This window comes from Serratia entomophila (assembly GCF_021462285.1).
Lineage (GTDB): Bacteria > Pseudomonadota > Gammaproteobacteria > Enterobacterales > Enterobacteriaceae > Serratia > Serratia entomophila.
In genome coordinates this window covers 4,673,203-4,698,699 of sequence record NZ_CP082787.1, presented here as the reverse complement: position 1 = coordinate 4,698,699, position 25,497 = coordinate 4,673,203, and the positions used below count along the sequence as shown (strand labels likewise).

22 protein-coding genes, 4 tRNA genes and 1 other RNA gene are annotated in these 25,497 nt (G+C 59.1%); 22 read left to right on the top strand and 5 right to left on the bottom strand.

Annotated features, from left to right (window positions below):
• Positions 1-285 precede the first annotated feature (285 nt).
• The 16 genes from wecA (at position 286) to KHA73_RS22445 (ending at position 13,881) form a co-directional block, all read left to right on the top strand.
• Entirely contained in the window at positions 286-1,383 is a 1,098-nt protein-coding gene (gene wecA, locus KHA73_RS22520) for a UDP-N-acetylglucosamine--undecaprenyl-phosphate N-acetylglucosaminephosphotransferase (RefSeq protein WP_234586864.1), read from the top strand.
• A 20-nt stretch (positions 1,384-1,403) separates the two neighbouring features.
• Positions 1,404-2,456 (top strand): ECA polysaccharide chain length modulation protein, encoded by a 1,053-nt coding sequence (gene wzzE, locus KHA73_RS22515; protein WP_234586862.1) that lies wholly within the window; start codon positions 1,404-1,406, stop codon positions 2,454-2,456.
• Between the two features lie 85 nt (positions 2,457-2,541).
• Positions 2,542-3,672 carry a non-hydrolyzing UDP-N-acetylglucosamine 2-epimerase gene (gene wecB, locus KHA73_RS22510; RefSeq protein WP_234586860.1) on the top strand — a complete coding sequence of 377 codons (1,131 nt, stop codon included), beginning with the start codon at positions 2,542-2,544 and terminating at the stop codon, positions 3,670-3,672.
• Positions 3,669-4,931: a UDP-N-acetyl-D-mannosamine dehydrogenase gene (wecC, locus tag KHA73_RS22505; protein WP_234586859.1), complete on the top strand. Its 1,263-nt coding sequence runs from the start codon at positions 3,669-3,671 to the stop codon at positions 4,929-4,931. The genes wecB and wecC overlap by 4 nt, the downstream gene beginning before the upstream one ends.
• Before the next feature lie 82 nt (positions 4,932-5,013).
• Positions 5,014-5,745: a dTDP-4-amino-4,6-dideoxy-D-galactose acyltransferase gene (gene rffC / locus KHA73_RS22500; protein ID WP_234586857.1), complete on the top strand. Its 732-nt coding sequence runs from the start codon at positions 5,014-5,016 to the stop codon at positions 5,743-5,745.
• On the top strand, positions 5,732-6,862 hold the full coding sequence (gene rffA, locus KHA73_RS22495) for a dTDP-4-amino-4,6-dideoxygalactose transaminase (protein WP_234586855.1): 1,131 nt from the start codon (positions 5,732-5,734) through the stop codon (positions 6,860-6,862). The genes rffC and rffA overlap by 14 nt, the downstream gene beginning before the upstream one ends.
• A gap of 1 nt (position 6,863) precedes the next feature.
• On the top strand, positions 6,864-8,114 hold the full coding sequence (gene wzxE, locus KHA73_RS22490) for a lipid III flippase WzxE (protein ID WP_234586853.1): 1,251 nt from the start codon (positions 6,864-6,866) through the stop codon (positions 8,112-8,114).
• On the top strand, positions 8,111-9,196 hold the full coding sequence (locus tag KHA73_RS22485) for a TDP-N-acetylfucosamine:lipid II N-acetylfucosaminyltransferase (protein ID WP_234586852.1): 1,086 nt from the start codon (positions 8,111-8,113) through the stop codon (positions 9,194-9,196). The genes wzxE and KHA73_RS22485 overlap by 4 nt, the downstream gene beginning before the upstream one ends.
• Positions 9,193-10,563, top strand: coding sequence for an ECA oligosaccharide polymerase (gene wzyE / locus KHA73_RS22480; RefSeq protein ID WP_234586850.1), 1,371 nt, complete (start codon positions 9,193-9,195; stop codon positions 10,561-10,563). The genes KHA73_RS22485 and wzyE overlap by 4 nt, the downstream gene beginning before the upstream one ends.
• A 14-nt stretch (positions 10,564-10,577) precedes the next feature.
• Positions 10,578-11,318 (top strand): lipopolysaccharide N-acetylmannosaminouronosyltransferase, encoded by a 741-nt coding sequence (gene wecG, locus KHA73_RS22475; protein WP_234586848.1) that lies wholly within the window; start codon positions 10,578-10,580, stop codon positions 11,316-11,318.
• Between the two features lie 368 nt (positions 11,319-11,686).
• Complete coding sequence (gene thrP, locus KHA73_RS22470; protein ID WP_234586846.1) at positions 11,687-13,090, top strand: bifunctional threonine/serine APC transporter ThrP; 1,404 nt, start codon at positions 11,687-11,689, stop codon at positions 13,088-13,090.
• A 135-nt stretch (positions 13,091-13,225) separates the two neighbouring features.
• Positions 13,226-13,302: transfer RNA gene (locus KHA73_RS22465), tRNA-Arg, on the top strand.
• Between the two features lie 59 nt (positions 13,303-13,361).
• Positions 13,362-13,437: transfer RNA gene (locus KHA73_RS22460), tRNA-His, on the top strand.
• Between the two features lie 43 nt (positions 13,438-13,480).
• Positions 13,481-13,567: transfer RNA gene (locus tag KHA73_RS22455), tRNA-Leu, on the top strand.
• 76 nt (positions 13,568-13,643) lie between these two features.
• Positions 13,644-13,720: transfer RNA gene (locus tag KHA73_RS22450), tRNA-Pro, on the top strand.
• 32 nt (positions 13,721-13,752) lie between these two features.
• Positions 13,753-13,881, top strand: a non-coding RNA gene (locus tag KHA73_RS22445) — RtT sRNA.
• 825 nt (positions 13,882-14,706) lie between these two features.
• Here the strand turns inward: KHA73_RS22445 and hemY are convergent.
• The 4 genes from hemY to hemC are packed head-to-tail and all read right to left on the bottom strand — an operon-like array spanning position 14,707 to position 18,733.
• On the bottom strand, positions 14,707-15,900 hold the full coding sequence (gene hemY, locus KHA73_RS22440; RefSeq protein WP_234586844.1) for a protoheme IX biogenesis protein HemY: 1,194 nt from the start codon (positions 15,898-15,900) through the stop codon (positions 14,707-14,709).
• A gap of 3 nt (positions 15,901-15,903) precedes the next feature.
• Positions 15,904-17,031 carry a uroporphyrinogen-III C-methyltransferase gene (gene hemX / locus KHA73_RS22435; protein ID WP_234586842.1) on the bottom strand — a complete coding sequence of 376 codons (1,128 nt, stop codon included), beginning with the start codon at positions 17,029-17,031 and terminating at the stop codon, positions 15,904-15,906.
• Between the two features lie 23 nt (positions 17,032-17,054).
• Complete coding sequence (hemD, locus tag KHA73_RS22430; protein ID WP_234586840.1) at positions 17,055-17,795, bottom strand: uroporphyrinogen-III synthase; 741 nt, start codon at positions 17,793-17,795, stop codon at positions 17,055-17,057.
• The gene (gene hemC, locus KHA73_RS22425) at positions 17,792-18,733 is read right to left on the bottom strand and encodes a hydroxymethylbilane synthase (protein WP_234586838.1); all 942 of its coding nucleotides are present in this window, start codon (positions 18,731-18,733) and stop codon (positions 17,792-17,794) included. Before hemC ends, hemD begins: the two co-directional genes overlap by 4 nt.
• A 316-nt stretch (positions 18,734-19,049) precedes the next feature.
• Between hemC and KHA73_RS22420 the strand changes: the two genes are divergently transcribed.
• Complete coding sequence (locus KHA73_RS22420; RefSeq protein WP_234586836.1) at positions 19,050-21,602, top strand: class I adenylate cyclase; 2,553 nt, start codon at positions 19,050-19,052, stop codon at positions 21,600-21,602.
• A gap of 31 nt (positions 21,603-21,633) precedes the next feature.
• Here KHA73_RS22420 and cyaY read toward each other — a convergent pair whose 3' ends face one another.
• Entirely contained in the window at positions 21,634-21,954 is a 321-nt protein-coding gene (cyaY, locus tag KHA73_RS22415) for an iron donor protein CyaY (protein ID WP_234586835.1), read from the bottom strand.
• A gap of 78 nt (positions 21,955-22,032) precedes the next feature.
• Between cyaY and lptM the strand changes: the two genes are divergently transcribed.
• From lptM to yigB, 5 genes are all read left to right on the top strand, one after another.
• A complete protein-coding gene (lptM, locus tag KHA73_RS22410) occupies positions 22,033-22,239 on the top strand; it encodes an LPS translocon maturation chaperone LptM (RefSeq protein ID WP_314725589.1) in 207 nt (68 codons plus the stop codon).
• Positions 22,240-22,310: 71 nt separating this feature from the next.
• A complete protein-coding gene (dapF, locus tag KHA73_RS22405; RefSeq protein WP_234586831.1) occupies positions 22,311-23,135 on the top strand; it encodes a diaminopimelate epimerase in 825 nt (274 codons plus the stop codon).
• A complete protein-coding gene (locus tag KHA73_RS22400) occupies positions 23,132-23,836 on the top strand; it encodes a DUF484 domain-containing protein (protein WP_234586830.1) in 705 nt (234 codons plus the stop codon). Before dapF ends, KHA73_RS22400 begins: the two co-directional genes overlap by 4 nt.
• On the top strand, positions 23,833-24,744 hold the full coding sequence (gene xerC, locus KHA73_RS22395) for a tyrosine recombinase XerC (protein WP_234586828.1): 912 nt from the start codon (positions 23,833-23,835) through the stop codon (positions 24,742-24,744). Before KHA73_RS22400 ends, xerC begins: the two co-directional genes overlap by 4 nt.
• On the top strand, positions 24,744-25,475 hold the full coding sequence (yigB, locus tag KHA73_RS22390) for a 5-amino-6-(5-phospho-D-ribitylamino)uracil phosphatase YigB (protein ID WP_234586826.1): 732 nt from the start codon (positions 24,744-24,746) through the stop codon (positions 25,473-25,475). The genes xerC and yigB overlap by 1 nt, the downstream gene beginning before the upstream one ends.
• Positions 25,476-25,497: the final 22 nt, after the last annotated feature.

Sequence of the window (25,497 nt, the reverse complement as noted above, 5' to 3'; positions counted from 1 at the left end):
TCGCCAAGCGCCACGCCTAAACGTGGCGTTTTTTGCTTTTGGCGGATACGATAAGTGGCAGTAATGGAAAAGTAAGTTGTTTCTTCGGCTTATTGAGAATTCATCTTGTTTAGATCGTTACTATGCTGTTCGCGTTAGGTTGTTCCGATTTATCGGGCAGCAGCGAAGGCAGGGATGAGAATGAATCGCTGTTGTCATAGGAAATGACTGAAAGGTAACGGGGACCCATGGCACAACCTGTCGCCCATGTTAAGCTGCCTTATCTTCTACAGAGATCTGTTAATTGTGAACTTACTCACTATGAGTACTGAAATCCTATTTGTTTTCCTGTTTTCCCTGGTTTTTCTTTTTGTTGCCCGTAAGGTAGCAAAACGTATTGGTCTGGTTGATAAACCCAATTACCGCAAACGCCATCAGGGGCTGATCCCTCTGGTCGGCGGTATATCCGTTTACGCCGGGCTGTGCTTTGCCTTTTTGATCTCTGAACAAACGATTGTGCACGGTAAGCTCTACCTTATCTGCGCGGGTATTTTGGTGTTTGTCGGCGCGCTGGACGATCGTTTCGACATCAGCGTTAAAATTCGCGCGCTGGTTCAGGCATTGGTCGGCGTGGCGATGATGGTGTTTGCCGGCCTTTACCTGCGCAGTTTCGGCCATGTGCTGGGCAGTTGGGAAATGCTGCTGGGGCCGTTTGGCTATCTGGTGACGCTGTTTGCAGTGTGGGCGGCCATCAACGCCTTCAATATGGTCGACGGCATCGACGGCCTGCTGGGCGGTTTGTCGTGCGTCTCCTTCGGCGCGCTGGGCATCCTGCTGTATCTGAGCGGCCACGCCGATATGGCGTTCTGGTGCTTTGCCATGATCGCCACCATAGTGCCTTATATCCTGCTTAACCTTGGCCTGCTGGGCCGCCGTTACAAAGTGTTCATGGGCGATGCCGGCAGCACGCTGATTGGCTTCACCGCTATCTGGCTGCTGCTGCAAAGCTCGCAGGGGGAAGTTCACTCGATCAACCCGGTTACCGCCCTGTGGATCATCGCTATTCCGCTGATGGACATGATTGCGATCATGTATCGTCGCTTACGCAAAGGGATGAGCCCTTTCTCTCCCGATCGCCAGCATATTCACCATTTGATCATGCGCGCCGGTTTTACGCCGCGGCAGGCTTTCGTCTTGATCACTCTGGCGGCAGCGCTGCTGGCGGCCATTGGCGTGGCCGGCGAGCTCCTGACTTTTATCCCTGAATGGGTTATGTTGGCATTATTCTTGCTTGCTTTCTTCCTTTACGGTTATTGCATCAAGCGTGCCTGGCGCGTCGCGCGTTACATTAAACGTATCAAGCGGCGTCTGCGGCGTTCGACTGGCAATAAGCAAGTATCTTAACCAGAGGCTTTTGGGCAGTGATGAATCCAGAAACAACGTCTGACAAGAATATCCCGGCGGTGGATAACGAGCTTGATATCCGCGGTCTGTGCCGTACTTTATGGCGTGGCAAACGGTGGATTATCGGCATTGCGGCGCTGTTTGCCGCCGTTGCGCTGATCGTTTCCTATCTGGTTAAACAAGAGTGGAGCGCCACGGCCATTACCGACCGGCCGACGGTGAATGCGTTGGGGGGCTATTATTCACAGCAGCAGTTCCTGCGCAATCTTGACGTGCGCACCCTGCCGGCGGTGGCCACTGAACAACCGGGCATTGCTGACGAAGCTTACAATGAATTCATCATGCAGCTGGCGGCCTACGATACGCGGCGCGATTTTTGGCTGCAAAGCGATTATTACAAGCAGCGTCAGGAAGGCGATGCCCGTGCTGATGCGGCTAAACTCGACGAGCTGATCAATAACATCCAGTTCACGCCGCGTGACGATAAAAAAACGCCTAACGACGGCGTTAAGCTGACGGCGGAAACGGCGGCGGACGCTAACCGCCTGCTGCGCCAGTACGTGGCCTTCGCCAGCCATCGCGCGGCCCTGCATTTGAACGAAGAAATACAGGGGGCCTGGGCGGCTCGCACCACGTCGATGAAAGCGCAGGTCAAGCGGCAGGAAGCGGTGGCCGAAGCGGTTTACAAGCGTGAGTTGAACAGCATTCAGCAAGCGTTGAAAATTGCCGAAACGCAAGGCATCAGCCGCACGCAGACCGATACGCCGGCCGAACAGCTGCGCGATTCCGATCTGTTCCTGTTGGGCAAACCGATGCTGCAGGCGCGGCTGGAGGGCTTGCAGGCCTCTGGCCCGGCGTACGATCTGGATTACGACCAGAATCGGGCCATGCTGTCTACCCTGAACGTGGGGCCGACGCTCGACGAGAAGTTTCAAACTTACCGCTATCTTCGCACGCCGGAAGAGCCGGTAAAACGCGACAGCCCACGACGGGTATTCTGGTTGATTCTATGGGGCGCGATGGGCGCCTTGGTTGGCGCTGGCATTGCCCTGGCGCGTCGGCCGCGTGATTAAAAATACTATAATAATTCGCTGATGGGTGCGTAAGCGCCCAATATCGCAGGAACACCTGCGGTTAACCGACCAAAAGAGATTCGCTGTGAAAGTGTTGACAGTTTTCGGCACCAGACCTGAAGCCATCAAAATGGCACCGCTGGTACATGCCCTGGCCCAGGACGAGGCCTTTGAATCAAGAGTCTGCGTGACGGCACAGCATCGAGAGATGCTGGATCAAGTATTGCGCCTGTTTGAGATTGTTCCCGATTACGACCTGAATATCATGAAGCCTGGGCAGGGATTGAGCGAAATCACCTGCCGGATCCTCGAAGGCCTGAAAGGCGTGCTGGAAGATTTCAAACCGGATGTGGTACTGGTTCACGGCGACACGACCACGACGCTGGCGACCAGCCTTGCGGCCTTCTACCAGCGCATTCCCGTCGGGCATGTGGAGGCGGGCCTGCGCACCGGTGACCTGTACTCGCCGTGGCCGGAAGAGGCCAACCGCAAACTGACCGGCCATCTGGCGATGTATCATTTTGCGCCGACGGAAAACTCACGCCAGAACCTGCTGCGCGAGCTGGTGCCGGACGACCATATCTTCGTCACCGGCAATACGGTGATCGACGCGCTGTTCTGGGTGCGCGATCGCGTCATGGGCGACGCCGAGCTGCGTGACGGCCTGGCGCAGCGCTACCCGTTCCTGGACGTCAATAAAAAGCTGATCCTGGTCACCGGCCATCGCCGCGAAAGCTTTGGCGGCGGGTTTGAACGGATCTGCAGCGCGCTGGCAGAAATCGCCCGCAACCACCCGGATGTGCAGGTGGTCTACCCGGTACACCTCAATCCCAACGTCAGCGAGCCGGTCAATCGCATCCTGAAAGGCATCGACAACATCATGTTGATCGACCCGCAGGACTATTTGCCCTTCGTCTACCTGATGGCGCACGCTTATATGATCCTGACCGACTCCGGCGGCATTCAGGAAGAGGCGCCGTCGTTAGGCAAGCCGGTGCTGGTGATGCGCGACACCACCGAGCGGCCGGAGGCGGTCGATGCGGGCACGGTGCGCCTGGTCGGCACCGACGTGGCAAAAATCGTTGATGCGGTCACCCGTTTGCTGGTGGACGAGAACGAATACCACGCCATGAGCCGGGCGCATAACCCTTACGGTGACGGGCATGCCTGCCAGCGTATTCTCACAGCTTTAAAGAATCGTCAGGTGACACTATGAGTTTTAACACTATTTCGGTTATCGGCCTGGGCTATATCGGCCTGCCAACGGCGGCGGCCTTTGCCTCCCGCAAAAAGAAAGTGGTGGGTGTAGACGTTAACCAGCATGCGGTCGACACCATCAACCGCGGCGCGATTCACATCGTGGAACCGGATTTGGACAAGGTGGTCAAGGCCGCGGTCGAAGGCGGTTATCTGCAGGCAGTGACCAAACCGCTGGCGGCGGATGCGTTTCTGATTGCGGTGCCCACCCCGTTCAAAGGCGATCATGAGCCGGATCTGGCCTATGTGGAGGCTGCCGCGAAATCCCTGGCGCCTGTGCTGAAAAAAGGCGATCTGGTGATCCTCGAGTCCACCTCGCCGGTAGGCGCCACCGAACAGATGGCGGAATGGCTGGCGCAAGCGCGCAGCGACCTCAGCTTCCCGCAGCAGGCCGGCGAAGCGGCCGACGTGAATATCGCCTACTGCCCGGAGCGTGTGTTGCCGGGGCAGGTGATGGTTGAGCTGATTCAGAACGACCGCGTGATCGGCGGCATGACGCCGAAATGCTCCGAACGCGCCAGCGCGTTGTATAAGATTTTCCTCGAGGGCGAATGCGTGATCACCAATTCGCGCACCGCAGAGATGTGCAAGCTGACGGAAAACAGCTTCCGCGACGTGAACATCGCTTTCGCTAATGAGCTGTCTTTGATTTGCGCCGATCAGGGCATCAACGTCTGGGAACTTATCCGCCTGGCGAATCGCCACCCGCGGGTGAATATTCTGCAGCCAGGCCCTGGCGTGGGCGGCCACTGCATTGCCGTCGATCCCTGGTTTATCGTGGCGCAGAACCCGCAGCAGGCGCGCCTGATCCATACCGCACGCCTGGTTAACGACGGCAAACCGCTGTGGGTTGTCGACCGGGTGAAGGCGGCGGTGGCAGATTGCCTGGCGACGACCGACAAACGCGCGTCAGAAGTGAAAATTGCCTGCTTTGGCCTGGCTTTCAAACCGAACATCGACGATCTGCGCGAAAGCCCGGCGGTGGAAGTGGCGCATCTGATTGCCGAATGGCATGCGGGCGAAACCCTGGCGGTGGAGCCGAACGTCGAGCAGCTGCCGAAATCGCTGGCGGGCCACGTGACGCTGAAGAATATCGACGAGGCGCTGCAGCAAGCCGATGTGATCGTGATGCTGGTCGATCACCAGCAGTTCAAGGCGATTAAGCCGGAAGAGGTCAAACAGTCCTGGATCGTTGATACCAAGGGCGTTTGGCGTTAATCGAAAGCCGTTGGCGCAGAGGGGCTAGCCCCTCTGCGGAACCTGGCCTGGCGGCAACGCCAGGAACTGAAAGGTTAAACATATGCTGCTGCATGCCTCGGTTGAGCCATTGGCGTGGGAGAGTGAATTCTTCCAGCTGAATAGCGCCAAGCTTCATGTTCATGAGTCCGCTCCGGTGCTGACCGCCGCTGCGCTGGACGCTTTTTCTCTGGTTCAGGCCAAAATTCCCGCCGCCCGCCTCGATTTGGCCGACGCTTTGGCGGCGTTCGGCTTTCAATTGGCGGAGGGCGAAATTGACCTGCTGCTGACGATTGGCATGAAACATGCTTCGGGTAATGATGCTTTCCCGGCGGGGATCCGCCTCGCCACGCAAGACGACATCCCTGCGCTGCGCGCTGCGGCGAGCAAGACATTTTCCGCCAGCCGTTTTCGCGCCCCTTGGTATCAGGCGGAGGACAGCGGCCGGTTTTATGCGCTGTGGAGCGAAAAGGCGGTGCTGGGCACGTTCGATCACCAATGCCTGCTGGCGTTGGGCAGCCAGGGGGAGCCTGAAGGCTTTGTCAGCCTGCGGAACATCGGTGACCAGGAAGCGCGCATTGGCCTGTTGGCGGCGTTTCCAGGGGCCTCAGGCAAAGGAATTGGCGCACGGCTGATGGCTGCCGCCATCGCCTGGTGCAGCCGGCAGCAGCTGGCGCGGCTGCGCGTCGCGACCCAGATAAGCAATATCGCCGCTTTACGGCTCTATCAACGGCACGGTGCCGTTATCGAAAGCACCGCGTACTGGTTATACAGAGGTAGACATGATTCCATTTAACGCACCACCGGTTGTTGGCACGGAACTCGAGTATATGCAGGCTGCGATGGGCAGCGGCAAGCTGTGCGGCGACGGCGGCTTTACCCGCCGCAGCCAGCAGTGGATGGAGCAGCGTTTCAACAGCCCGAAGGTGCTGCTGACGCCATCCTGCACCGCCTCGCTGGAGATGGCGGCGATCCTGCTGGACATCAAGCCGGGCGATGAAGTGATCATGCCGAGCTTCACCTTCGTCTCCACCGCCAACGCCTTTGTGCTGCGCGGCGCGACGGCGGTGTTTGTCGATGTGCGTCCGGACACCATGAATATCGACGAAAGCAAAATCGAAGCGGCGATCACCGACAAGACCCGCGCTATCGTCCCGGTGCACTATGCCGGCGTCGCCTGCGAGATGGACACCATCATGGCGCTGGCGAAGAAATACGACCTGTTCGTGGTGGAAGACGCCGCTCAGGGCGTGATGTCTACCTACAAAGGCAAGGCGTTGGGCACTATCGGCCATATCGGCTGCTTCAGCTTCCATGAAACCAAAAACTACACCGCCGGCGGTGAAGGCGGCGCGACCCTGATAAACGATCCGGCGCTGATTGACCGGGCGGAAATTATTCGCGAGAAGGGCACCAACCGCAGCCAGTTCTTCCGTGGCCAGGTCGATAAATACACCTGGCGCGATATCGGCTCCAGCTACCTGATGGCGGACCTGCAGGCCGCTTATCTGTGGGGCCAACTGGAAGCGGCCGATCGCATCAACCAGCGCCGCCTGGCGCTGTGGGGCAAATACTATGACAGCTTCCTGCCGCTGGCCAAGGCTGGGCGCATCGCGCTGCCGAGCATTCCGGCGGACTGCGTGCACAATGCGCATATGTTCTATATCAAGCTGCGCGATATCGACGACCGCACGGCCTTTATCAATTATTTGAAAGAAGCCGAGATCATGGCGGTGTTCCACTATATCCCGCTGCATGAATGCCCTGCCGGCGAGCGTTTCGGCCGCTTTGTCGGTGAAGACCGCTATACCAGCCAGGACAGCGCACGCCTGGTGCGCTTGCCGTTGTTCTACAACATGTCCGATGCCAATCAACGTACGGTGATTAATACGATACTGAGCTTCTTCGCCTGATATGTCGTTGGCAAAAGCGTCTATTTGGACCGCCGGCTCCACGCTGATTAAAATCGGCGTGGGGCTGCTGGTGGTTAAACTGCTGGCGGTGGCGTTCGGCCCCAGTGGCGTAGGGCAGGCGGGCAACTTTCGCCAGCTGATCACCGTGTTGGGCGTGCTGTCCGGCGCTGGGATTTTTAACGGCATCACCAAGTATGTGGCGGAATACCACCAGGACCCGCAACGGCTGCGTTTGGCCGTGGGCACTGGGTCGAGCATCGTGTTGGGTTTCTCGACCTTGCTGGCGCTGGTGTTTTTGTTCGCCGCGGAACCCATCAGCATAGGGCTGTTCGGGCATGCCGGGTATGTCGACGTGGTGCGCGCCCTGGGCTTTATTCAGATGGGCATCGCCTACGCCAACCTGTTTATGGCGGTGCTGAAAGGCTATCGCGATGCGATGGGCAATGCGCTGGCGGTGATCGGCGGCAGCCTGATTGGCGTGGTGGCTTACTGCCTGTGTTTTAAGCTGGGCGGCTATGAGGGCGCGTTGGCCGGCCTGGCGCTGGTGCCAGCATTGGCGGTGCTGCCGGCCGGGCTGATGCTGTGGCGGCGCAAAACCCTGCCGCTGCGTTATTTTGCGCTGGCGTGGGATAAAGCGGTGGCCGGCAATCTCAGCAAGTTCACCATTATGGCGCTGATCACTTCGGTGACGCTGCCGGTGGCCTACGTGATGATGCGGAACCTGCTGGCGCAGCATTACAGCTGGGACGAAGTGGGGATCTGGCAGGGCGTCAGCAGCATTTCGGATGCTTACCTGCAGTTCATCACCGCCTCGTTCACCGTGTATTTGCTGCCGACGCTGTCGCGGTTGACGGATAAGGGCGCCATCTCGCGGGAGATTGTGCGTTCGCTGAAATTCGTGCTGCCGGCGGTAGCGGCGGCCAGCTTCACCGTGTGGCTGCTGCGCGATTTCGCTATCTGGCTGCTGTTCTCGGACAAGTTTGTCGCGATGCGCGACCTGTTCGCCTGGCAGCTGGTGGGCGACGTGCTGAAGGTTGGCGCTTACGTGTTCGGCTACCTGGTCATCGCCAAGGCGTCGCTGCGTTTTTATATCCTGACGGAAGTCAGCCAGTTTCTGCTGCTGACGCTGTTCGCACACTGGCTGATACCGCTGCACGGCGCATTGGGGGCGGCTCAGGCCTATATGGCAACCTACATCGTGTATTTCACGCTCTGTAGCTGTGTATTTCTTCTTTATCGTAGACGAGTATGACCAGACTGATTCACGTACTGGGATCTGACATCCCGCATCATAATCAGACGGTGCTGCGCTTCTTCAACGACGTGCTGGCGCCGCGCCTGCCTGCAGAGCAGACGCGCCATTTTATGGTGGCGGCTAAAGACGTTGCGGCGCTGGGCGATTTCCCCGCGCTGAGCATCGAGCCGTTTGCGGATAAAAAAAGCCTGGCGGAGGCGGTCATCGCCCGCGCTCAGGCCGATCGCGGCGCGCGCTTCTTCCTGCATGGCCAGTTTAATCCCGGATTGTGGCTGGCGCTGCTGAGCGGCAAAATCAAGGCTCGCCAGGTTAGCTGGCATATCTGGGGCGCCGACCTGTACGAGGACGCCACGAGCTGGAAATACCGGCTGTTCTACCTGCTGCGCCGCATTGCGCAGGGGCGGGTGGCCAACGTCTTCGCCACCCGCGGCGACGTGACCCATTACCAGCAGCGCCATGCGCGCGTACCGGCTTCGCTGTTGTACTTCCCGACGCGCATGGACCCGGCGTTAACCGGCATCCGCGTGGAAAAAAACCTGGCCGGGCCGCTGACCATCCTGGTGGGCAACTCCGGCGATCGCACCAACCGGCATATCGAAGCGCTGAAGGCGATTCATCAGCAGTTCGGCGCCGAGGTGCGCGTGATCCTGCCGATGGGCTATCCGGCCAACAACGACGCTTATATCGAGCAGGTGCGGGCCGCCGGGCTGCAGCTGTTCAATGAAAAGAACCTGCAGCTGCTGACGCAGCAGGTGGCGTTCGAGGATTATCTGAACATCCTGCGCGAATGCGATCTCGGCTACTTCATCTTCAACCGTCAGCAGGGCATAGGTACGCTGTGCCTGCTGATCCAGTTCGGCGTGCCTTTTGTGCTCAGCCGGCAGAACCCGTTCTGGCAGGATCTGGCGGAGCAGCATCTGCCGGTGCTGTTTTACGGCGACTCGCTGGACGAAGCGGTGGTGCGCGAAGCGCAGCGCCAGCTGGCTTCGGTGGATAAGCAGGCGATTGCCTTCTTTAATCCGAATTACATCGATGGTTGGCAACAGGCGCTGATGCTGGCGGCGGGAGAAGGCTCATGACGCTGGCGCAGTTTGGCGGCCTGTTTGTGGTCTATCTGGTCAGCGTGCTGTTTATCCTCACCCTGACCTACCAGGAGTTCCGGCGCATTCGCTTTAACTTCAACGTATTTTTCTCGGTGCTGTATTTATTGACGTTTTATTTCGGCTTCCCGTTGACCTGCCTGCTGGTGTTCCAGTTCGACGTCGAGGTGGTGCCGGTAGAGTATTTGCTCTACGCCGTCCTTTCCGCCACGGCGTTCTACGCCATCTACTACGTCAGCTATAAAACGCGGCTGCGCAAGCGCAGCACCCGGCCGCGCGCGCCGTTGTTCACCATGAATCGGGTGGAAACCCACCTGACCTGGATATTGTTGGCGCTGGTGGCGATCGGCACCGTCGGCATTTTCTTTATGCAGAACGGCTTCCTGCTGTTCAAGCTGAATTCCTACAGCCAGATTTTCTCCAGCGACGTGTCCGGCGTGGCGCTCAAGCGCTTCTTTTACTTCTTTATTCCGGCGATGCTGGTGGTGTATTTCCTGCGGCAGGATCTGCGCGCCTGGTTCTTCTTCCTGGCGGCGACGGTGGCGTTCGGCATTCTGACCTATGTGATCGTCGGCGGCACCCGCGCCAACATCATCATCGCCTTCGCGCTGTTTCTGTTTATCGGCATTGTCCGCGGTTGGATCACCCTGTGGATGCTGGCGGCGGCGGGCGTATTTGGCATCGTCGGCATGTTCTGGCTGGCGCTGAAACGCTATAGCCTCGACGTCAGCGGTGCGGAAGCCTTCTACACTTTCCTCTACCTGACGCGCGATACCTTCTCGCCGTGGGAAAACCTGGCGCTGCTGTTGCAGAACTACGACAAGATAGATTTCCAGGGGCTGGCGCCTATCCTGCGTGATTTCTACGTCTTCATTCCTTCCTGGCTGTGGCCGGGCCGGCCGGACGTGGTGCTGAATTCCGCCAACTACTTTACCTGGGAAGTGCTGAACAACCACTCGGGGCTGGCGATTTCGCCGACGCTGATCGGTTCGCTGGTGGTGATGGGGGGCGTGCTGTTTATCCCGCTTGGCGCGGTGCTGGTCGGCATGATTATCAAGTGGTTCGACTGGCTGTACGAGATGGGCAAAACCGAACCGAACCGCTATAAGGCGGCCATTCTGCAGGGCTTTTGCTTCGGGGCGGTATTCAACATGATTGTGCTGGCGCGTGAAGGGGTCGATTCGTTCGTCTCGCGCGTGGTGTTCTTCTGCATTATTTTCGGCGCCTGTTTGGTGATAGCGAAATTGCTGTATTGGCTGTTCGATACCGCGGGGTTGATCAGGGCGCGCCTGCGGCGTTCGCGCCGGCTTGCACCGCCTTCCCCGCAGGCTAACGGCCTTTTGTAAGGATAAGAGTAACGATGGAAGCAAAGATGTCGGTTCCTAAGTATGAACTGCGCGGTTTCAGCCTGTGGGGCTTTCGCGACATGGCGCACTGCATGGACTTTTTGTTCGACGGTGGCCGCGTAAAGCAGGGCACGCTGGTGGCGATGAACGCCGAAAAGATACTGAAAGCGGAAGAAGACCAGGCGCTGCACGCGCTGCTGGACGAGGCGGAATACAAATACGCCGACGGCATCAGCATGGTGCGTTCTATCCGCCGCAAATACCCGGGGGCCGAGGTCTCGCGCGTGGCGGGTGCCGATCTGTGGGAAGCGCTGATGCAGCGCGCCGGCCGCGAGGGCACGCCGGTATTCCTGATCGGCGGCAAACCGGAGGTGCTGGCGGAAACCGAGCAGAAGCTGCGCAGCCAATGGAACGTCAACCTGGTGGGCAGCCAGGACGGCTATTTCAAGCCGGAACAACGCGAGGCGCTGTTTGAACGCATCCGCGCCAGCGGGGCGGCTATCGTCACCGTGGCGATGGGCTCGCCGAAACAAGAGATCCTGATGCGCGATTGCCGCAAGCTGCATCCAAAGGCGCTGTATATGGGCGTAGGCGGCACCTACGACGTGTTTACCGGCCATGTGAAGCGTGCGCCCAAGGTGTGGCAAAACCTGGGTCTGGAATGGCTCTACCGGCTGCTCAGCCAGCCCAGCCGCATTCGCCGCCAGCTGAAGCTGCTGAAATTCGTCGGCTACTACTACCGCGGTAAAATGTAAGCGTTGGCCGGGGCGGAAAATACCGCGTCGGCCAGCCTGAGTGTACAAAAAAACTGCTTTTCGCGCGTTTTGCCTACGTATCTATAACCCCCGGCGGCAAACCCTTCGTTGTTTATTCCATAAAGTTTTAAATTGCGGTTTGCTTATAGCGCCAAAATGCGAAACGATACCGTCCGGAAATTATCCCTGGCCGCTGGCGCCCGATGCGACAGCGCTGAACGACGTTTTTCTCGCCGTAAGATCGCCCCGATCACAAGTTGATGCCAGCCAGAACGGCGGGGGATGATTTACACTATTTCCATTAAAAACAATAACGACCGGCAGCGGCCGGCAGGCAAGCACAACCCGAAAAAAACTATTGAGGATGTATGGCACACAAAGAAAAACCGCAAGGACTACATCGGGGGCTTGAGGCCCGGCACATTGAGCTGATTGCGCTGGGCGGCACTATCGGGGTCGGCCTGTTTATGGGCTCCGCCAGCACGCTGAAATGGGCGGGCCCGTCGGTGCTGCTGGCTTATATCATCGCCGGCCTGTTCGTGTTTTTCATTATGCGTTCGATGGGCGAAATGCTGTTCCTCGAGCCGGTGGCGGGTTCCTTCGCCGTGTACGCGCATAAGTATATGAATCCCTACTTTGGTTATCTGACCGCCTGGGGTTACTGGTTTATGTGGATCGCCGTCGGCATTTCCGAGATCACCGCCATCGGGGTTTATGTGCAGTTCTGGTTTCCGGAGATCCCGCAGTGGGTGCCGGCGTTGATCGCCGTAGCGATGGTGGCGCTGGCCAACCTGGCGGCGGTGCGGTTGTACGGCGAGCTGGAGTTCTGGTTCGCCATGATCAAGGTCACCACCATCATCGTCATGATCCTGGTGGGGCTGGGGGTAATTCTATTCGGCTTCGGCAACGGCGGCGAGCCGGTTGGCTTCGCCAATCTGACGGCCCACGGCGGCTTCTTTGCCGGCGGCTGGAAAGGCTTCCTTTTCGCGCTGTGCATCGTGGTGGCGTCCTATCAGGGGGTTGAGCTGGTGGGCATTACCGCCGGCGAGGCCAAAAACCCGCAGATTACGTTGAAACGCGCAATCAACAATATCCTGTGGCGCATTCTGATCTTCTACGTCGGCGCTATTTTTGTCATCGTCACCATCTTCCCATGGAACGGTATCGGTACCGCCGGCAGCCCGTTCGTGCTGACCTTCGCCAAGATTGGCATCGTGGCCGCCGCCGGCATTATCAACTTTGTGGTGCTCACCGCCGCGCTCTCCGGCTGCAACAGCGGCATGTACAGCGGCGGCCGCATGCTCTACGCGCTGGCCAAGAACCGCCAGCTGCCGGCCTCCCTGACCAAGCTGTCCGCCAGCGGCGTGCCGGTGAACTGCATCGCCGTAACCATCGGCTGCCTGCTGGTGGGCTCCGGGCTGAACTACATCATTCCCAATCCGCAGCAGGTGTTCGTCTATGTCTATAGCGCCAGCGTGTTGCCGGGCATGGTGCCGTGGTTTGTGGTGCTGATCAGCCAGCTGTACTTCCGTCGCGCCCACAAGGAAGCGATTAAAACCCACAGCTTCAAGTCGATTATGTTCCCTTACGTGAACTATTTGACCATCGCTTTTCTGCTGTGCGTGCTGGTTGGCATGGGAATTAACCCGGATACGCGTGTTTCTCTGCTGGTCGGAGCGATTTTCTTAGCGGGCGTCAGCCTGTGCTACTTTGCTTTGGGCATGCACAAGAAGCATCATCCGGCTGAAAAACAGGCGGAAACGCCGCGGTAAAAGGGAAAAAGGGGCTGCGGGGCACGCTTTCCTGTGCAGGAGTGAGCAAAGCGTAATCAAACGCGTCATTTCTGCGAAAAAGCACTAGACAGGATTGGTGTAAATCCGTAGTATCCCCTCCCGCAACGGCGCTACGCGCCCGTAGCTCAGCTGGATAGAGCGCTGCCCTCCGGAGGCAGAGGTCTCAGGTTCGAATCCTGTCGGGCGCACCATTAAGTTTGTGTGCAAGAGCTGCGGTGGTAGTATTACCGCGTGAAGTTAAGAAGTAATGGTGGCTATAGCTCAGTTGGTAGAGCCCTGGATTGTGATTCCAGTTGTCGTGGGTTCGAGTCCCATTAGCCACCCCACTTCCTAAGAGAAGTGAAGATTTGTAAGCTGTTTTGTGATTGTGCGAAGGTGGCGGAATTGGTAGACGCGCTAGCTTCAGGTGTTAGTGTTCTTACGGACGTGAGGGTTCAAGTCCCTCTCTTCGCACCACACACAAAATGTCTGATAAATATAATATTTACATAGACATAAGCGATATAAATCGGTAGTATCAGCATCAAGAAATCGGCGAGTAGCGCAGCTTGGTAGCGCAACTGGTTTGGGACCAGTGGGTCGGAGGTTCGAATCCTCTCTCGCCGACCACATTCAAAGAAACCGACGAAAGTCGGTTTTTTTACGCCCGTAGTTTATGAGGATGAGAACCTCCGAAGGAGGTTTGAGCCGAGCGCAGCGAGACCACGTTGCTTTAGCAACGGCCCGTAGGGCAAGCATCGCAGATGCGCGTCATCCTCTCTCGCCGACCACATTCAAAGAAACCGACGAAAGTCGGTTTTTTTACGTCTGCAGTTCAAGCAAGGCCCGTTCAGCAATGAGCGGGCTTTTTGCTTTCTGCGCCCGGCGTTGGTTTTCAGCGACAATCGTATCAGGCTTTGTCGTCAGTTTGAGACATATAACAAAATGATTTTTATAGATAAAAATCACTTTGGCTTAAGTCGTCGTTATAAGGCGACATATTTTGCCGCGGCAGGTCTTCGCCGGCAGGAGGGCCCGGAGGAGGAATAAAAAGCCTCGAAAATAAAAGTCTTTTTATTTCAACGTGGTGTGATTTTTTTACCCTTGTGGCAGCTTGGGTGCAAAAGTTGGCACGCCAAGTGCAATATCTATATCGTAGATGCTCATTCCACCTCTTATGTTCGCCTTATGGCCTCATAAACCCTGGGAATGACGCAGAGCCGATTTAGGGTGCCTATGGCCCACGAGAACGATGACACAAGCCGTCATCACACTCAGGGCGTAACGTTGAGTGAGGCACCGCCCCTGTTGTCCTAGACCTGATTGCTTTTTTATACACTTGCCACCGCGGCAAGTGTTTTTTTTGCCTATCCCCTTCATACTTGAAGCTGTATCTGTGTTGGCTGCGTTTGTGCACCCCGGTCACTTACCTGAGTAAGCTCCTGGGGATTTACAAACTTGCCGCCTTGATTCAGCTCCAATTATTTTGGGTATATATAATTGCCATACTTGGAGCCGTATCAGTGTTGGCTGCGTTTGTATGCCCTGGCCGGAGAATAAAGCGGATAAAAAAGGCGCGCCCAGGGGGCACGCCTTGAAGACGATGCATTGCTGCGCTACTCGCCGTTTTGCTTCAGCGTCAGCATCAGCCCTTCACGCCGCATCTGTGCCGCTTCGTCCGAGCGATGCAGTTTTTCCAGCGCGTCGCCCAACCAGGCGTAGTCATAGGCATCCGGCCGCTGCTTCAGCGCTTCGCGGAAGGCGTCGGCCGCCTGCTGCCATTCGCCATGCTTCATCAACAGCTGCCCCAGGGTGCTGTTCAGCAGCGGCGTCGCGCCATGCTGTTTGACCTGCTGACGCAGGGCCTTCTCCAGCTGCTCCGGGTTACCGGATTTCAGGCGTGGGATCAGCAGCACCAGGCGCTCGTCGTACTGGCGCTTAAGGCTATCCAGCACGATTTCCTGCGCCAGCTCGTGGTCATTGCATTCGATCAGGTGTTCCACCATGGCGATTTGCAGCGGCACTTCGTGGCGTGTTTTGCGGCTCTGATCTTTCCACCAGCGCTTCAGCCCGTCGCTGCCTTCATCCGCCATCGCCTGGTTCATCAGGCCGATATAGGCCTGCTGTTGCAACGCCTGCAGCTCGCTTTCGCTGTGCAGATCGATTTTGCGCATCGACGGCAGGATCTCCAACAGCGAGGCGTAGGCGCCGGTGCGCAGATAGGCCTGTTCGGCCAACCGCAGCACTTCCGGATGGCGCGGCGCCTGGTTCAGCAGGCGATCGGCGCCATGGCGTGCGGCATGGTTCTCGCCCTGCGCCAGTTGAATGCGCACTCGGGTGATATCCACCGGCAATTGATCGGTGTCTGCGGCCTCGGCGGCGCGCTCCAGATATTGATTGGTGCGGAAGTCGTCGCCACGCTGTTGGGCGGCCTCGGCGGCCAGCAGGTAGTTCACCACCGGCTGTTCGGCATGATCGGCATTGCGCGTCAGCAGTTGTTCAACCTGCTTGTAATCGCCTTCCGCCAGCTTGATCAGCGCGGCCTTGGTTTGCTTGCGCGCACGGCTGCGTTTGCGGCCGATAAACCAGCCGCGGGTACGGGCGCCGGTGCGGAAAATGCGGCGCAGGATCCATTCGATCACCAGCAGCACCACAAACAGCAGCACCGCCATGATGACCAGGCCGGTGACGCTGGTCTCGATATTGTAGTTGTCGGTCTGGATCAGCACGTAGCCCTGGTGCCCGGCCAACATTGGCCCGAGCACCACGCTGGCGATCAGCACCAGGAATAGAAATAACACGCGTAACATGGCTTATCCCTCCTGGTGAGCGGCGGCAGGAGACTGCGACAGCAGATTGCGCACCCGGGTCTGCATCACTTTTTCCAGCAGCGGCTGGCTCTTCAGCTGCTCCGGTACGTCCATCGCGATCGACTGCTGGCTCAGCGTGTCCAGCTCTTCGAGGAAGGCCTTGGTCGCCGGGTCGGTGGTGTCAAAATAGGCACGTACCCAGGTGGAGATGGTTTCCAGCGACTGTTTGTAGGTTTCGTTTTGGTGGCGCGGGATAGCCTGCGCGGCTACCAGCAGGCGCGAACGAATGTTTTCGCGCAGGTAGATGTCCTGGTTCGGCGCCAGCAGCGGTTCGGCGCTGGCGTCGCGGCGGCGGATGGTGATGAAGTCGGCCATAAAATTGTGCCAGCTTTTGGTCAGGTTCTGCCGCCATTCGCCGATCGAGCTGGAAAGCTCGCCGCTGTCCTGATCCATCGGCGCTTCATCGGTGTCGTTGTCCGCCAGGCGCAGGTTATCGACCTGGTTGGACAGCTGATTGACCTTGAGAATAATGCCGTCGAAATCGACCTGAGTCAGGGTGGACAGGGTGCTGATGTCTTCGGTGATGGCGCGGCGCACGTCGATCAGGCTGGGATCGTTCATGTCCGCCAGGCTGGCGTCGGCGCTTTTCAGCAAGGTCGCTGCGCTGGTGACGTCCTGATCGCTCCACAGCTTGCGGCCGGCCATTTTCACCAGGAAATCGGCTTGCGCCAGCAGCCAGGTTTTGGCGTCGCTACCGGAAATGGTGGCGACTTTTTCCTGCAGTTCATTCAGCTGGCGCGCCAGGGTCGCCTGCTCGCGATCGGCGGCGTCCAGGGTTTTGCCCTGTTGTTGCAGCAGGCCTTCCAGCGCGCTTCTTTCTTGCTGTTGGCTCTGTTTCAGCCCATCCAGCTGCTGTTGCAGCGCCTGGTTGGCGGCGATCAGGGCCTGAGCCTGCTTGTGCGTGTGGTAGTAACCGCCCGCGCCCAGTGCGATAACCAGCACAATGGCGATCGCGCCGAGTACCGGACCGGTATTTTTCCCTCTGCGGCGCTCGGCGTCTGGCTGCCGGGCGCTCTCAACCGCTGGGGTCGGCTCTTCAACCGGGGCGGATGGGGTATTTTGTTCCGTCATAGTGGCACATCCCATAGTCAGGTTTATTTTAGCGCGCGGATCAGCGCGTCATTATCGGCGTTATCGGCTACCCGAACCGTATTCCAGCCCAAGTCCTGGGCGAGGGTAGCCAAACGTTCGCTCACTACTACCAGGCGGCACTTCAGCAGCCACGAGGAACGATAGTAATCAGGAACTAAATTATAGAGCTGTTGTAACATTTCACCGCTGGTCACCACCAGCGTATCGACGCCGGCCCGCTGCCAGTGGGCGCTTTGCTCGCTGCCGTCATAGTGCACCGGGCTGCGTTGATAACATTCATAATAGCTGATGGCGGCGCCGCGCTCGCGCAATGAATCGCCGAGCAGCTCGCGCCCACCGTTGCCGCGCAAGATCAGCGCCCGCTTGCCGTCCAGCTTTTGCAGCGCCGGCAGCATCAGCAGCGTTTCGCTGATTTCACGCTCGCGCGGGTATTCCACCGGCAGGCTGCTGATGCGGTGCAGCGCCAGCCCGGTGGCCCGGCCTATCGCATAATAGGCCAAATGGCCGGGCCATGTCAGCCCGGCGCGGCCAATGACCGAGTCGGCGTAATTCACCGAGTGTTGCGACAGCACGAACACCAGGTCGCCGGCGCTGAGCTGCCGCAACGCCTGCGGCAGCTTCAGCAGATCGCCGCCGGGGGCGAAGTCGATCAGCGGCGCATGATAGGCAACCCGGCCGAGCGCGCGCAGTCGGCTCACCAGAAGCTCTCCGGAAGGAGAAGGGCGGGTTACCAGGATGGTCATGCCGGCGGGTTTCCCTGGTAAACGTCGCGCAGGATCTCACGCGCGCCGCGCGCCAGCAGTTCTTCCGCCAGTTCGATGCCCATTTGTTCGGCATTGGCCGCCGGGCCGCGGCGTTCGCCGCGCACCATTTGGCTGCCGTCCGGCGAGCCGACCAGCGCGCGCAGCCACAGGCTGTCGCCGTCCAGTTCGGCATAGCTGCCGATCGGCACCTGGCAACCGCCTTCCAGCCGGGTATTCATCGCCCGTTCGGCGCGCACCCGGGTTTCGGTGGCGGCATGATTCAACGGCGCCAGCAGTGCGCGAGTCAGGTCATCGTCAAGGCGACACTCAATGCCCACCGCGCCCTGGCCGACCGCCGGCAGGCACTCTTCGGCGCTCAGCGGGCAGCGAATGCGCTGCTCCAGCCCGAGGCGTTTCAAACCGGCTACCGCCAGGATAATGGCGTCGTAGTCGCCGTTATCCAGCTTCGCCAGGCGGGTGCCGACGTTGCCGCGCAGATCGCGCACGATCAGATCGGGGCGGCGCTCACGCAGCTGGCACTGGCGGCGCAGGCTGGAGGTGCCTACCACGCTGCCCTGCGGCAGCTGATCGAGCGAGGAAAAGCGGTTGGAGACGAAGGCGTCGCGCGGGTCGTCGCGTTCGCAGATAGTGGTCAAACCCAGGCCGGCCGGGAAATCCACCGGCACGTCTTTCATCGAGTGCACGGCGATATCCGCGCGGCCTTCCAGCAGCGCCAGCTCAAGCTCTTTAACAAACAGTCCTTTACCACCGACTTTCGCCAGCGGCGTATCAAGAATAATGTCGCCGCGGGTCACCATCGGCACCAGTTCAACCTGCAAACCGGGGTGGCTGGCCATCAGGCGTTGCTGCACATAATGTGCTTGCCAGAGAGCAAGTGGGCTTTGTCGGGTGGCAATTCGAATAATTTTGTCTAACATGCTTGTTACCGTTTTTATAATTCGCCATCCATCCTACCACCGAGAGTCAATACTGTCAGTGCAAGAAGGGAGAGGCGGAAAAAGGACAACGGAATCAACGGGACGTGTGATGTGTTTTGGGGCAGTTAACACTGCGGGTAAATCGTTTAGAGTGGCGCTACAATAATAGTGGAGCGCTACCTCCTTTACGGTCAATCAGCAAGGTGTTAAATTGATCACGTTTCCAGCAATAAGTCGCCAAATATTCTTCCAACACTAACGGCGCTTATGGAATACGGGTTTTTTTCTAAACACCGGGATAATCAGGCGAGACGTCTTGTACCTCTACATCGAGACACTGAAGCAGAGACTGGATGCGATCAATCAACTTCGAGTCGATCGCGCCCTAGCGGCCATGAAGCCCGCGTTTCAACGGGTATACAGTCTGCTGCCTACCTTACTGCACCACCACCACCCTCTGATGCCGGGTTACCTGAACGGTAACGTTCCCCACGGCGTTTGCCTCTACACGCCCGATGAAATCCAGCAAGATTACCTTAATGATTTAGAAGACAAATGGGGCAGCCCGTTTGACAAGCTGGCCAGCGGTGAGCTGCCGATTACCGGCGTTTATTCGATGGGCAGCACGTCCTCGATCGGCCAGAGCTGCAGCTCGGATCTTGATATTTGGGTTTGCCACCAGTCCTGGCTGGACAACGAAGAGCGCAATCGCCTGCAGCAAAAGTGCAGCCTGCTGGAAAAGTGGGCGGCGTCGATGGGAGTGGAAGTCAGCTTCTTCCTGATCGATGAAAACCGCTTCCGCCACAACGAAAGCGGCAACCTGGGCGGCGAAGACTGCGGCTCCACCCAACATATCCTGCTGCTGGATGAATTCTACCGCACCGCGGTGCGCCTGGCCGGCAAACGCATTCTGTGGAACATGGTGCCGGGCGAAGAAGAAGCGCATTACGACGAATATGTGCTGTCGCTGTATTCGCAGGGTGCGCTAACGCCGAACGAATGGCTGGATCTGGGCGGCCTGAGCACGCTGTCGGCGGAAGAATACTTCGGCGCCAGCCTGTGGCAACTGTACAAAAGCATCGACTCGCCGTACAAGGCGGTGCTGAAAACCCTGCTGCTGGAAGCCTATTCCTGGGAATACCCCAATACTCAACTGCTGGCTATGGGCATCAAGCAGCGCCTGCATCAGGGCGAGATTGTCTGCTTCGGGCTCGACGCCTACTGTATGATGCTCGAACGGGTCACCCACTATCTGACCCAAATCAACGACACTACCCGCCTCGATCTGGTCCGCCGCTGTTTCTACCTCAAAGTCTGTGAAAAACTGTCGCTGTCCAAGGCCTGCGTCGGCTGGCGCCGGGAGATCCTCAGCCAACTGGTCAGCGAATGGGGCTGGGACGAAGAGCGGTTGGCCATGTTGGACAACCGGGCCAACTGGAAGATTGAACGGGTGCGCGAAGCGCACAACGAACTGCTGGACGCGATGATGCAGAGCTATCGCAACCTGATCCGCTTCGCCCGCCGCAACAACCTCAGCGTGAGCGCCAGCCCGCAGGACATCGGCGTGTTGACCCGCAAGCTGTATGCAGCCTTTGAAGCGCTGCCCGGCAAGGTGACGCTGGTGAACCCGCAGATCTCGCCGGACCTGTCGGAAAGCGATTTAACCTTTATTCACGTGCCGGTTGGCCGCGCCAACCGCACCGGTTGGTACCTGTACAACCAGGCGCCGGCCATGGATTCTATCGTCAGCCATCAGCCGCTGGAATATAACCGCTACCTGAACAAGCTGGTGGCCTGGGCCTATTTCAACGGCCTGCTGACGCCGCAGACCCGCCTGCATATCAAGAGCGGCAACCTGTGCGACACCGCCAAGCTGCAGGAGCTGGTGGCCGACGTGTCCCATCATTTCCCGCTGCGCCTGGCGGCGCCGACGCCAAAAGCGCTGTATAGCCCGTGCGAAATCCGCCATCTGGCGATTATCGTCAACCTGGAAAACGATCCGACCGCCGCCTTCCGCAATCAGGTGGTGCATTTCGATTTCCGCAAGCTCGACGTGTTCAGCTTCGGCCAGCAGCAGCAGTGCCTGGTGGGCAGCATCGATCTGCTGTATCGCAACTCGTGGAACGAGGTGCGCACCCTGCATTTCAGCGGCGAGCAATCGGTGCTGGAAGCGCTGAAGACCATCCTCGGCAAAATGCACCAGGACGCCGCGCCGCCGGAGTCGGTGGAAGTATTCTGCTACAGCCAGCACCTGCGCGGCCTGATCCGCACCCGCATCCAGCAGCTGGTTTCGGAATGCATCGAGCTGCGCCTGTCCAGCACGCGCCTGGAGCCGGGCCGTTTCAAAGCGGTGCGCGTGGCGGGCCAGACCTGGGGCCTGTTCTTCGAACGGCTGAGCGTGTCGGTGCAGAAGCTGGAAAACGCGGTGGAATTTTACGGCGCCATCTCCAACAACAAGCTGCACGGCCTGTCGATTAAAGTGGAAACCGATCAGGTGCACCTGCCGCCGGTGGTGGATGGGTTCGCCAGCGAGGGGATTATCCAGTTCTTCTTTGAAGACACCTCGGACGATAAGGGCTTTAACATCTATATTCTGGATGAGTCGAACCGGGTGGAGGTTTACCACCACTGTGAGGGCAGCAAAGAGGAACTGGTGCGCGACGTCAGCCGCTTCTACTCTTCTTCACACGACCGCTTCACCTACGGCTCCAGCTTTATCAACTTCAACCTGCCGCAGTTCTACCAAATCGTGCAGCTCGACGGCCGCACGCAGGTGATCCCGTTCCGCAGCAACGTGCTGTCCAGCCTGTGCGTTACGGTCGCCGATGGCGCCGCGCCGCCGCTGAAGCAGCAGTTTCAGCTGCATTGATTCAGGGCCCGGCGCACCGAGCCCTGCAGCATCAGGAAAACCCGATCTCTTCCCCGGCCTGGGCGCTGGCCGCTTCGCTGAGCAACTGATAAAAAGGTTGCCCACTGCGGTCGCACAGCCATACGCCGTCGCGATAGTTGAAGTGGTAGCCGCCGGCCTTGGTGGCCAGCCAGACCTGGTGCAGCGGCTCCTGGCGATTGATGACGATTTTGGTGCCGTTCTCGAAGCTTAGGGTCATCACGCCGCCATTGGTTTCGTAATCGACATCCGCATCACCGTCAAAATCGTCCAGTGTCTCTTCTATATTCAGCATCAGCTGGTCAGCCAACTGGTGAAACTCACTGTCGTTCATATTCAATTCCTATTGCTTTTCATGATCCACCTGCGATTATAGAGACCTTGGACGCATGAATTACAGGCATTAATGCAAATGAAAAAACAACTACGCTATGCGCTGCTGGCAGTTATGCTCACCGGCCTTGCCGGCTGCGGCCTGAAGGGCCCGCTGTACTTCCCTCCTGCCGATCCCGCCGACAAAAAGCCGGCTGCGGCGCCAGTGCAAACGGGTGAGCAGGTGCAAAAAAACCAGCAAGAGCTTTCTGGCTCTCAGCAGAAACCGTCGATGACCGGCCAGTAATACCTTATTTGCGGTGGCGGGCGCCGCCGCAAAACCAAGACGGATAGCGCGTCCAGATAGCGGAGTATGATATGCAGTTCTCCAAAATGCACGGTCTGGGCAACGACTTTATGGTGGTCGATGCCGTTACACAGAATGTCTATTTTTCACCTGAGCTGATCCGCAGGCTGTCCGATCGGCACCTGGGCGTCGGCTTTGACCAACTGTTGGTGGTAGAACCGCCTTACGATCCCGAGTTGGATTTCCACTATCGCATCTTTAACGCCGACGGCAGCGAGGTGGCGCAGTGCGGCAATGGCGCGCGCTGTTTTGCCCGCTTTGTGCGGTTGAAAGGGCTGACCAACAAGCGGGATATTCGCGTCAGCACCCAGACCGGGCGTATGGTGCTCAGCGTCACCGACGATGACCTGGTGTGCGTCAATATGGGTGAGCCGAATTTCGATCCGCAGGCGGTGCCGTTTCGCGCCACCAAGGCGGAGAAGACTTACATCATGCGCGCGGCGGAACATACCGTACTGTGCGGCGTGGTATCGATGGGCAACCCGCATTGTGTTTTACAGGTAGATGATGTAAAAACCGCCAAGGTAGAGCTGCTCGGGCCGGTGCTGGAAGGGCACGAGCGCTTCCCGGAGCGGGCCAACATCGGCTTTATGCAAATCGTCAGCCGCGAACACATCAAGCTGCGCGTCTATGAGCGCGGCGCCGGCGAGACGCAGGCCTGCGGCAGCGGCGCCTGTGCGGCGGTGGCGGTGGGCATTCAACAGGAATTGCTGTCAGAAGAGGTGCATGTAGAACTGCCGGGCGGCAGCCTGCATATTCGCTGGAAAGGGCCGGGCAGCCCGCTGTTTATGACCGGTCCGGCAACCCATGTATATGACGGATTTATTCACCTATGAAAAGCGTAGAAGAACAGAGCGTCGCAGGCGTTGAGCTGGATGACGACACCGTAATGCAGTATCTGCTGCAAAATCCGGATTTCTTTATTCGCAACGCGCGCAGGGTTGAACAGATGCGCGTCCCCCATCCCGTTCGCGGCACCGTGTCGCTGGTGGAGTGGCATCTGGCGCGCCAGCGCAACCATATCGATCGGCTGGAAGAAGAAATCACGCTGCTGATGGAGCAGGCCAGCGCCAACGAAACGCTGTTCGCCAGCCTGCTGCACCTGCAGGCCAACCTGGCCACCGCAGAAAGCCTGCAGGACATGCTCAATCGTCTGCAGCGCTGGGCGCGCGGCTTCGGCCTGGCCGGCGCCAACATCCGCTTGTTTGCCGATCGCTGGAACATCGGTGCGCCTTCCGACTTCACCCATCTGGCCCTGGCGCGTTCGGCGTTCGAACCGCTGCGCATTCAGCGCCTGGGCAGTGAGCAGCATTTCCTCGGCAGCCTGAATGGCCCCGAGCTGCTGCTGCTGTTGCCGCAGGCCAAGCAGGTGGGCTCGGTGGCGCTGTCGATGCTGGGCGACGACGGCGAACTGGGCATGGTGATCTTCAGCAGCCGCGACACGCAACATTATCAGCAAGGCATGGGCACGGTGATGCTCAACCAGCTGGCGCGCATGCTGCCGGAATTGTTGGAACGCTGGATCGAACGCGCATGACCCCGATAGCGGCCAGCCTGCAGCAGCCGGTGGACGCTTTCCTGCGTTATCTGAAGGTGGAACGCCAGCTTAGCCCGCTGACCCAAATCAGCTATTCGCGCCAGCTGCAGGCGCTGATGCTGCTGGCGCAGGACATCGGCATAACCGAATGGACGGCGCTCGACGCCGCCCGGGTGCGCATGCTGGCGGCGCGCAGCAAACGCGCCGGCCTGCAGTCTGCCAGCCTGGCGCTGCGGCTGTCGTCTCTGCGCAGCTTTCTCGACTGGCTGGTCAGCCAGGGCGTGCTGCACGCCAACCCCGCCAAGGGTATCCGCACGCCGCGCAGCGGCCGCCACCTGCCGAAAAATATCGACGTCGACGAAATGAATCAGCTGCTGGAGATCGACCTCAACGATCCGCTGGCGGTGCGCGATCGCGCCATGCTGGAGGTGATGTACGGCGCCGGTTTGCGTTTGTCTGAACTGGTGGGGCTGGACTGCCGCCACGTCGATCTGGCCGCCGGTGAAATCTGGGTGATGGGTAAAGGCAGCAAGGAACGCAAGCTGCCGGTAGGGCGCACCGCCGTCACCTGGCTGGAGCACTGGCTGGCGATGCGTGAACTGTTCGGGCCGGAGGACGACGCGATGTTCCTGTCCAATCAGGGGCGGCGCATTTCGACCCGCAACGTGCAAAAACGCTTCGCCGAATGGGGCGTGAAGCAGGGCGTCAACAGCCACATTCATCCGCACAAGCTGCGCCACTCGTTCGCCACCCACATGCTGGAGTCCAGCGGCGATCTGCGCGCGGTGCAGGAATTGCTCGGCCACGCCAACCTGACCACCACGCAAATTTATACCCACCTCGACTTTCAACATCTGGCGAACGTGTACGATGCCGCGCATCCACGCGCCAAACGGGGGAAATCCTGATGCATTTTTACCGTCCGCTGCGCCCGCTGGCGGCGCTGACCTTCGATCTGGACGACACGCTGTACGACAACCGTCCGGTCATCCGGCAAACCGAGCAGCAGTCGGTGGCTTTTCTGCAAAGCTACCATCCCGGGCTGAGCGGCTTCCAGTCGGCGGATTTTCACCGCCTGCGGCAGGAGTTGCGCGAACAGGATCCGGAGATTTACCACGACGTTACCCAGTGGCGTTGGCGCGCCATCCATTTGGCGCTGAGCCGTCAGGGGCTGCGCGACGCCGAGGCCGCCGTCGGCGCCGACGCCGCGATGCAGAACTTTGCGCTGTGGCGCAGCCGCATCGAGGTGCCGGAAGCGACTCACGCCACCCTGAAGGCGCTGGGTGAACGTTATCCGCTGGTGGCGATCACCAACGGCAATGCCGATCCGGCGCTGTGCGGGTTGGACGGCTACTTCCAGTTCGTGCTGCGCTCCGGGCCGGACGGGCGCGCCAAGCCCTATCAGGACATGTATCGGCTGGCCGTCGAACGGCTGGGCGTGGCGCCCGGGCAGATCCTGCACGTCGGCGACGACCTGACCACCGACGTGGCCGGCGCGCTGCGCGCGGGGCTGCAGGCCTGCTGGATCAACGATCGTCAGCGTGATTTGATGCAGGCCGCCGACGGCCGCCTGCTGCCGCATCTTGAGATTTCGCAGTTGGCATCGCTGACGGCATTGCTGCATCCCCTTCATACTTGAAGCCGCAGCCGCGTTGGCTGCC

Excerpts from the sequence above, each read along its gene's own strand:
- wzzE (WP_234586862.1), top strand. The coding sequence starts at position 1,404 with ATGAATCCAGAAACAACGTCTGACAAGAATATCCCGGCGGTGGATAAC.
- wecC (WP_234586859.1), top strand. The coding sequence starts at position 3,669 with ATGAGTTTTAACACTATTTCGGTTATCGGCCTGGGCTATATCGGCCTG.
- rffC (WP_234586857.1), top strand. The coding sequence starts at position 5,014 with ATGCTGCTGCATGCCTCGGTTGAGCCATTGGCGTGGGAGAGTGAATTC.
- rffA (WP_234586855.1), top strand. The coding sequence starts at position 5,732 with ATGATTCCATTTAACGCACCACCGGTTGTTGGCACGGAACTCGAGTAT.
- wzxE (WP_234586853.1), top strand. The coding sequence starts at position 6,864 with ATGTCGTTGGCAAAAGCGTCTATTTGGACCGCCGGCTCCACGCTGATT.
- KHA73_RS22485 (WP_234586852.1), top strand. The coding sequence starts at position 8,111 with ATGACCAGACTGATTCACGTACTGGGATCTGACATCCCGCATCATAAT.
- wzyE (WP_234586850.1), top strand. The coding sequence starts at position 9,193 with ATGACGCTGGCGCAGTTTGGCGGCCTGTTTGTGGTCTATCTGGTCAGC.
- wecG (WP_234586848.1), top strand. The coding sequence starts at position 10,578 with ATGGAAGCAAAGATGTCGGTTCCTAAGTATGAACTGCGCGGTTTCAGC.
- thrP (WP_234586846.1), top strand. The coding sequence starts at position 11,687 with ATGGCACACAAAGAAAAACCGCAAGGACTACATCGGGGGCTTGAGGCC.
- hemY (WP_234586844.1), bottom strand. The coding sequence starts at position 15,900 with ATGTTACGCGTGTTATTTCTATTCCTGGTGCTGATCGCCAGCGTGGTG.
- hemX (WP_234586842.1), bottom strand. The coding sequence starts at position 17,031 with ATGACGGAACAAAATACCCCATCCGCCCCGGTTGAAGAGCCGACCCCA.
- hemD (WP_234586840.1), bottom strand. The coding sequence starts at position 17,795 with ATGACCATCCTGGTAACCCGCCCTTCTCCTTCCGGAGAGCTTCTGGTG.
- hemC (WP_234586838.1), bottom strand. The coding sequence starts at position 18,733 with ATGTTAGACAAAATTATTCGAATTGCCACCCGACAAAGCCCACTTGCT.
- cyaY (WP_234586835.1), bottom strand. The coding sequence starts at position 21,954 with ATGAACGACAGTGAGTTTCACCAGTTGGCTGACCAGCTGATGCTGAAT.
- lptM (WP_314725589.1), top strand. The coding sequence starts at position 22,033 with ATGAAAAAACAACTACGCTATGCGCTGCTGGCAGTTATGCTCACCGGC.
- dapF (WP_234586831.1), top strand. The coding sequence starts at position 22,311 with ATGCAGTTCTCCAAAATGCACGGTCTGGGCAACGACTTTATGGTGGTC.
- KHA73_RS22400 (WP_234586830.1), top strand. The coding sequence starts at position 23,132 with ATGAAAAGCGTAGAAGAACAGAGCGTCGCAGGCGTTGAGCTGGATGAC.
- xerC (WP_234586828.1), top strand. The coding sequence starts at position 23,833 with ATGACCCCGATAGCGGCCAGCCTGCAGCAGCCGGTGGACGCTTTCCTG.
- yigB (WP_234586826.1), top strand. The coding sequence starts at position 24,744 with ATGCATTTTTACCGTCCGCTGCGCCCGCTGGCGGCGCTGACCTTCGAT.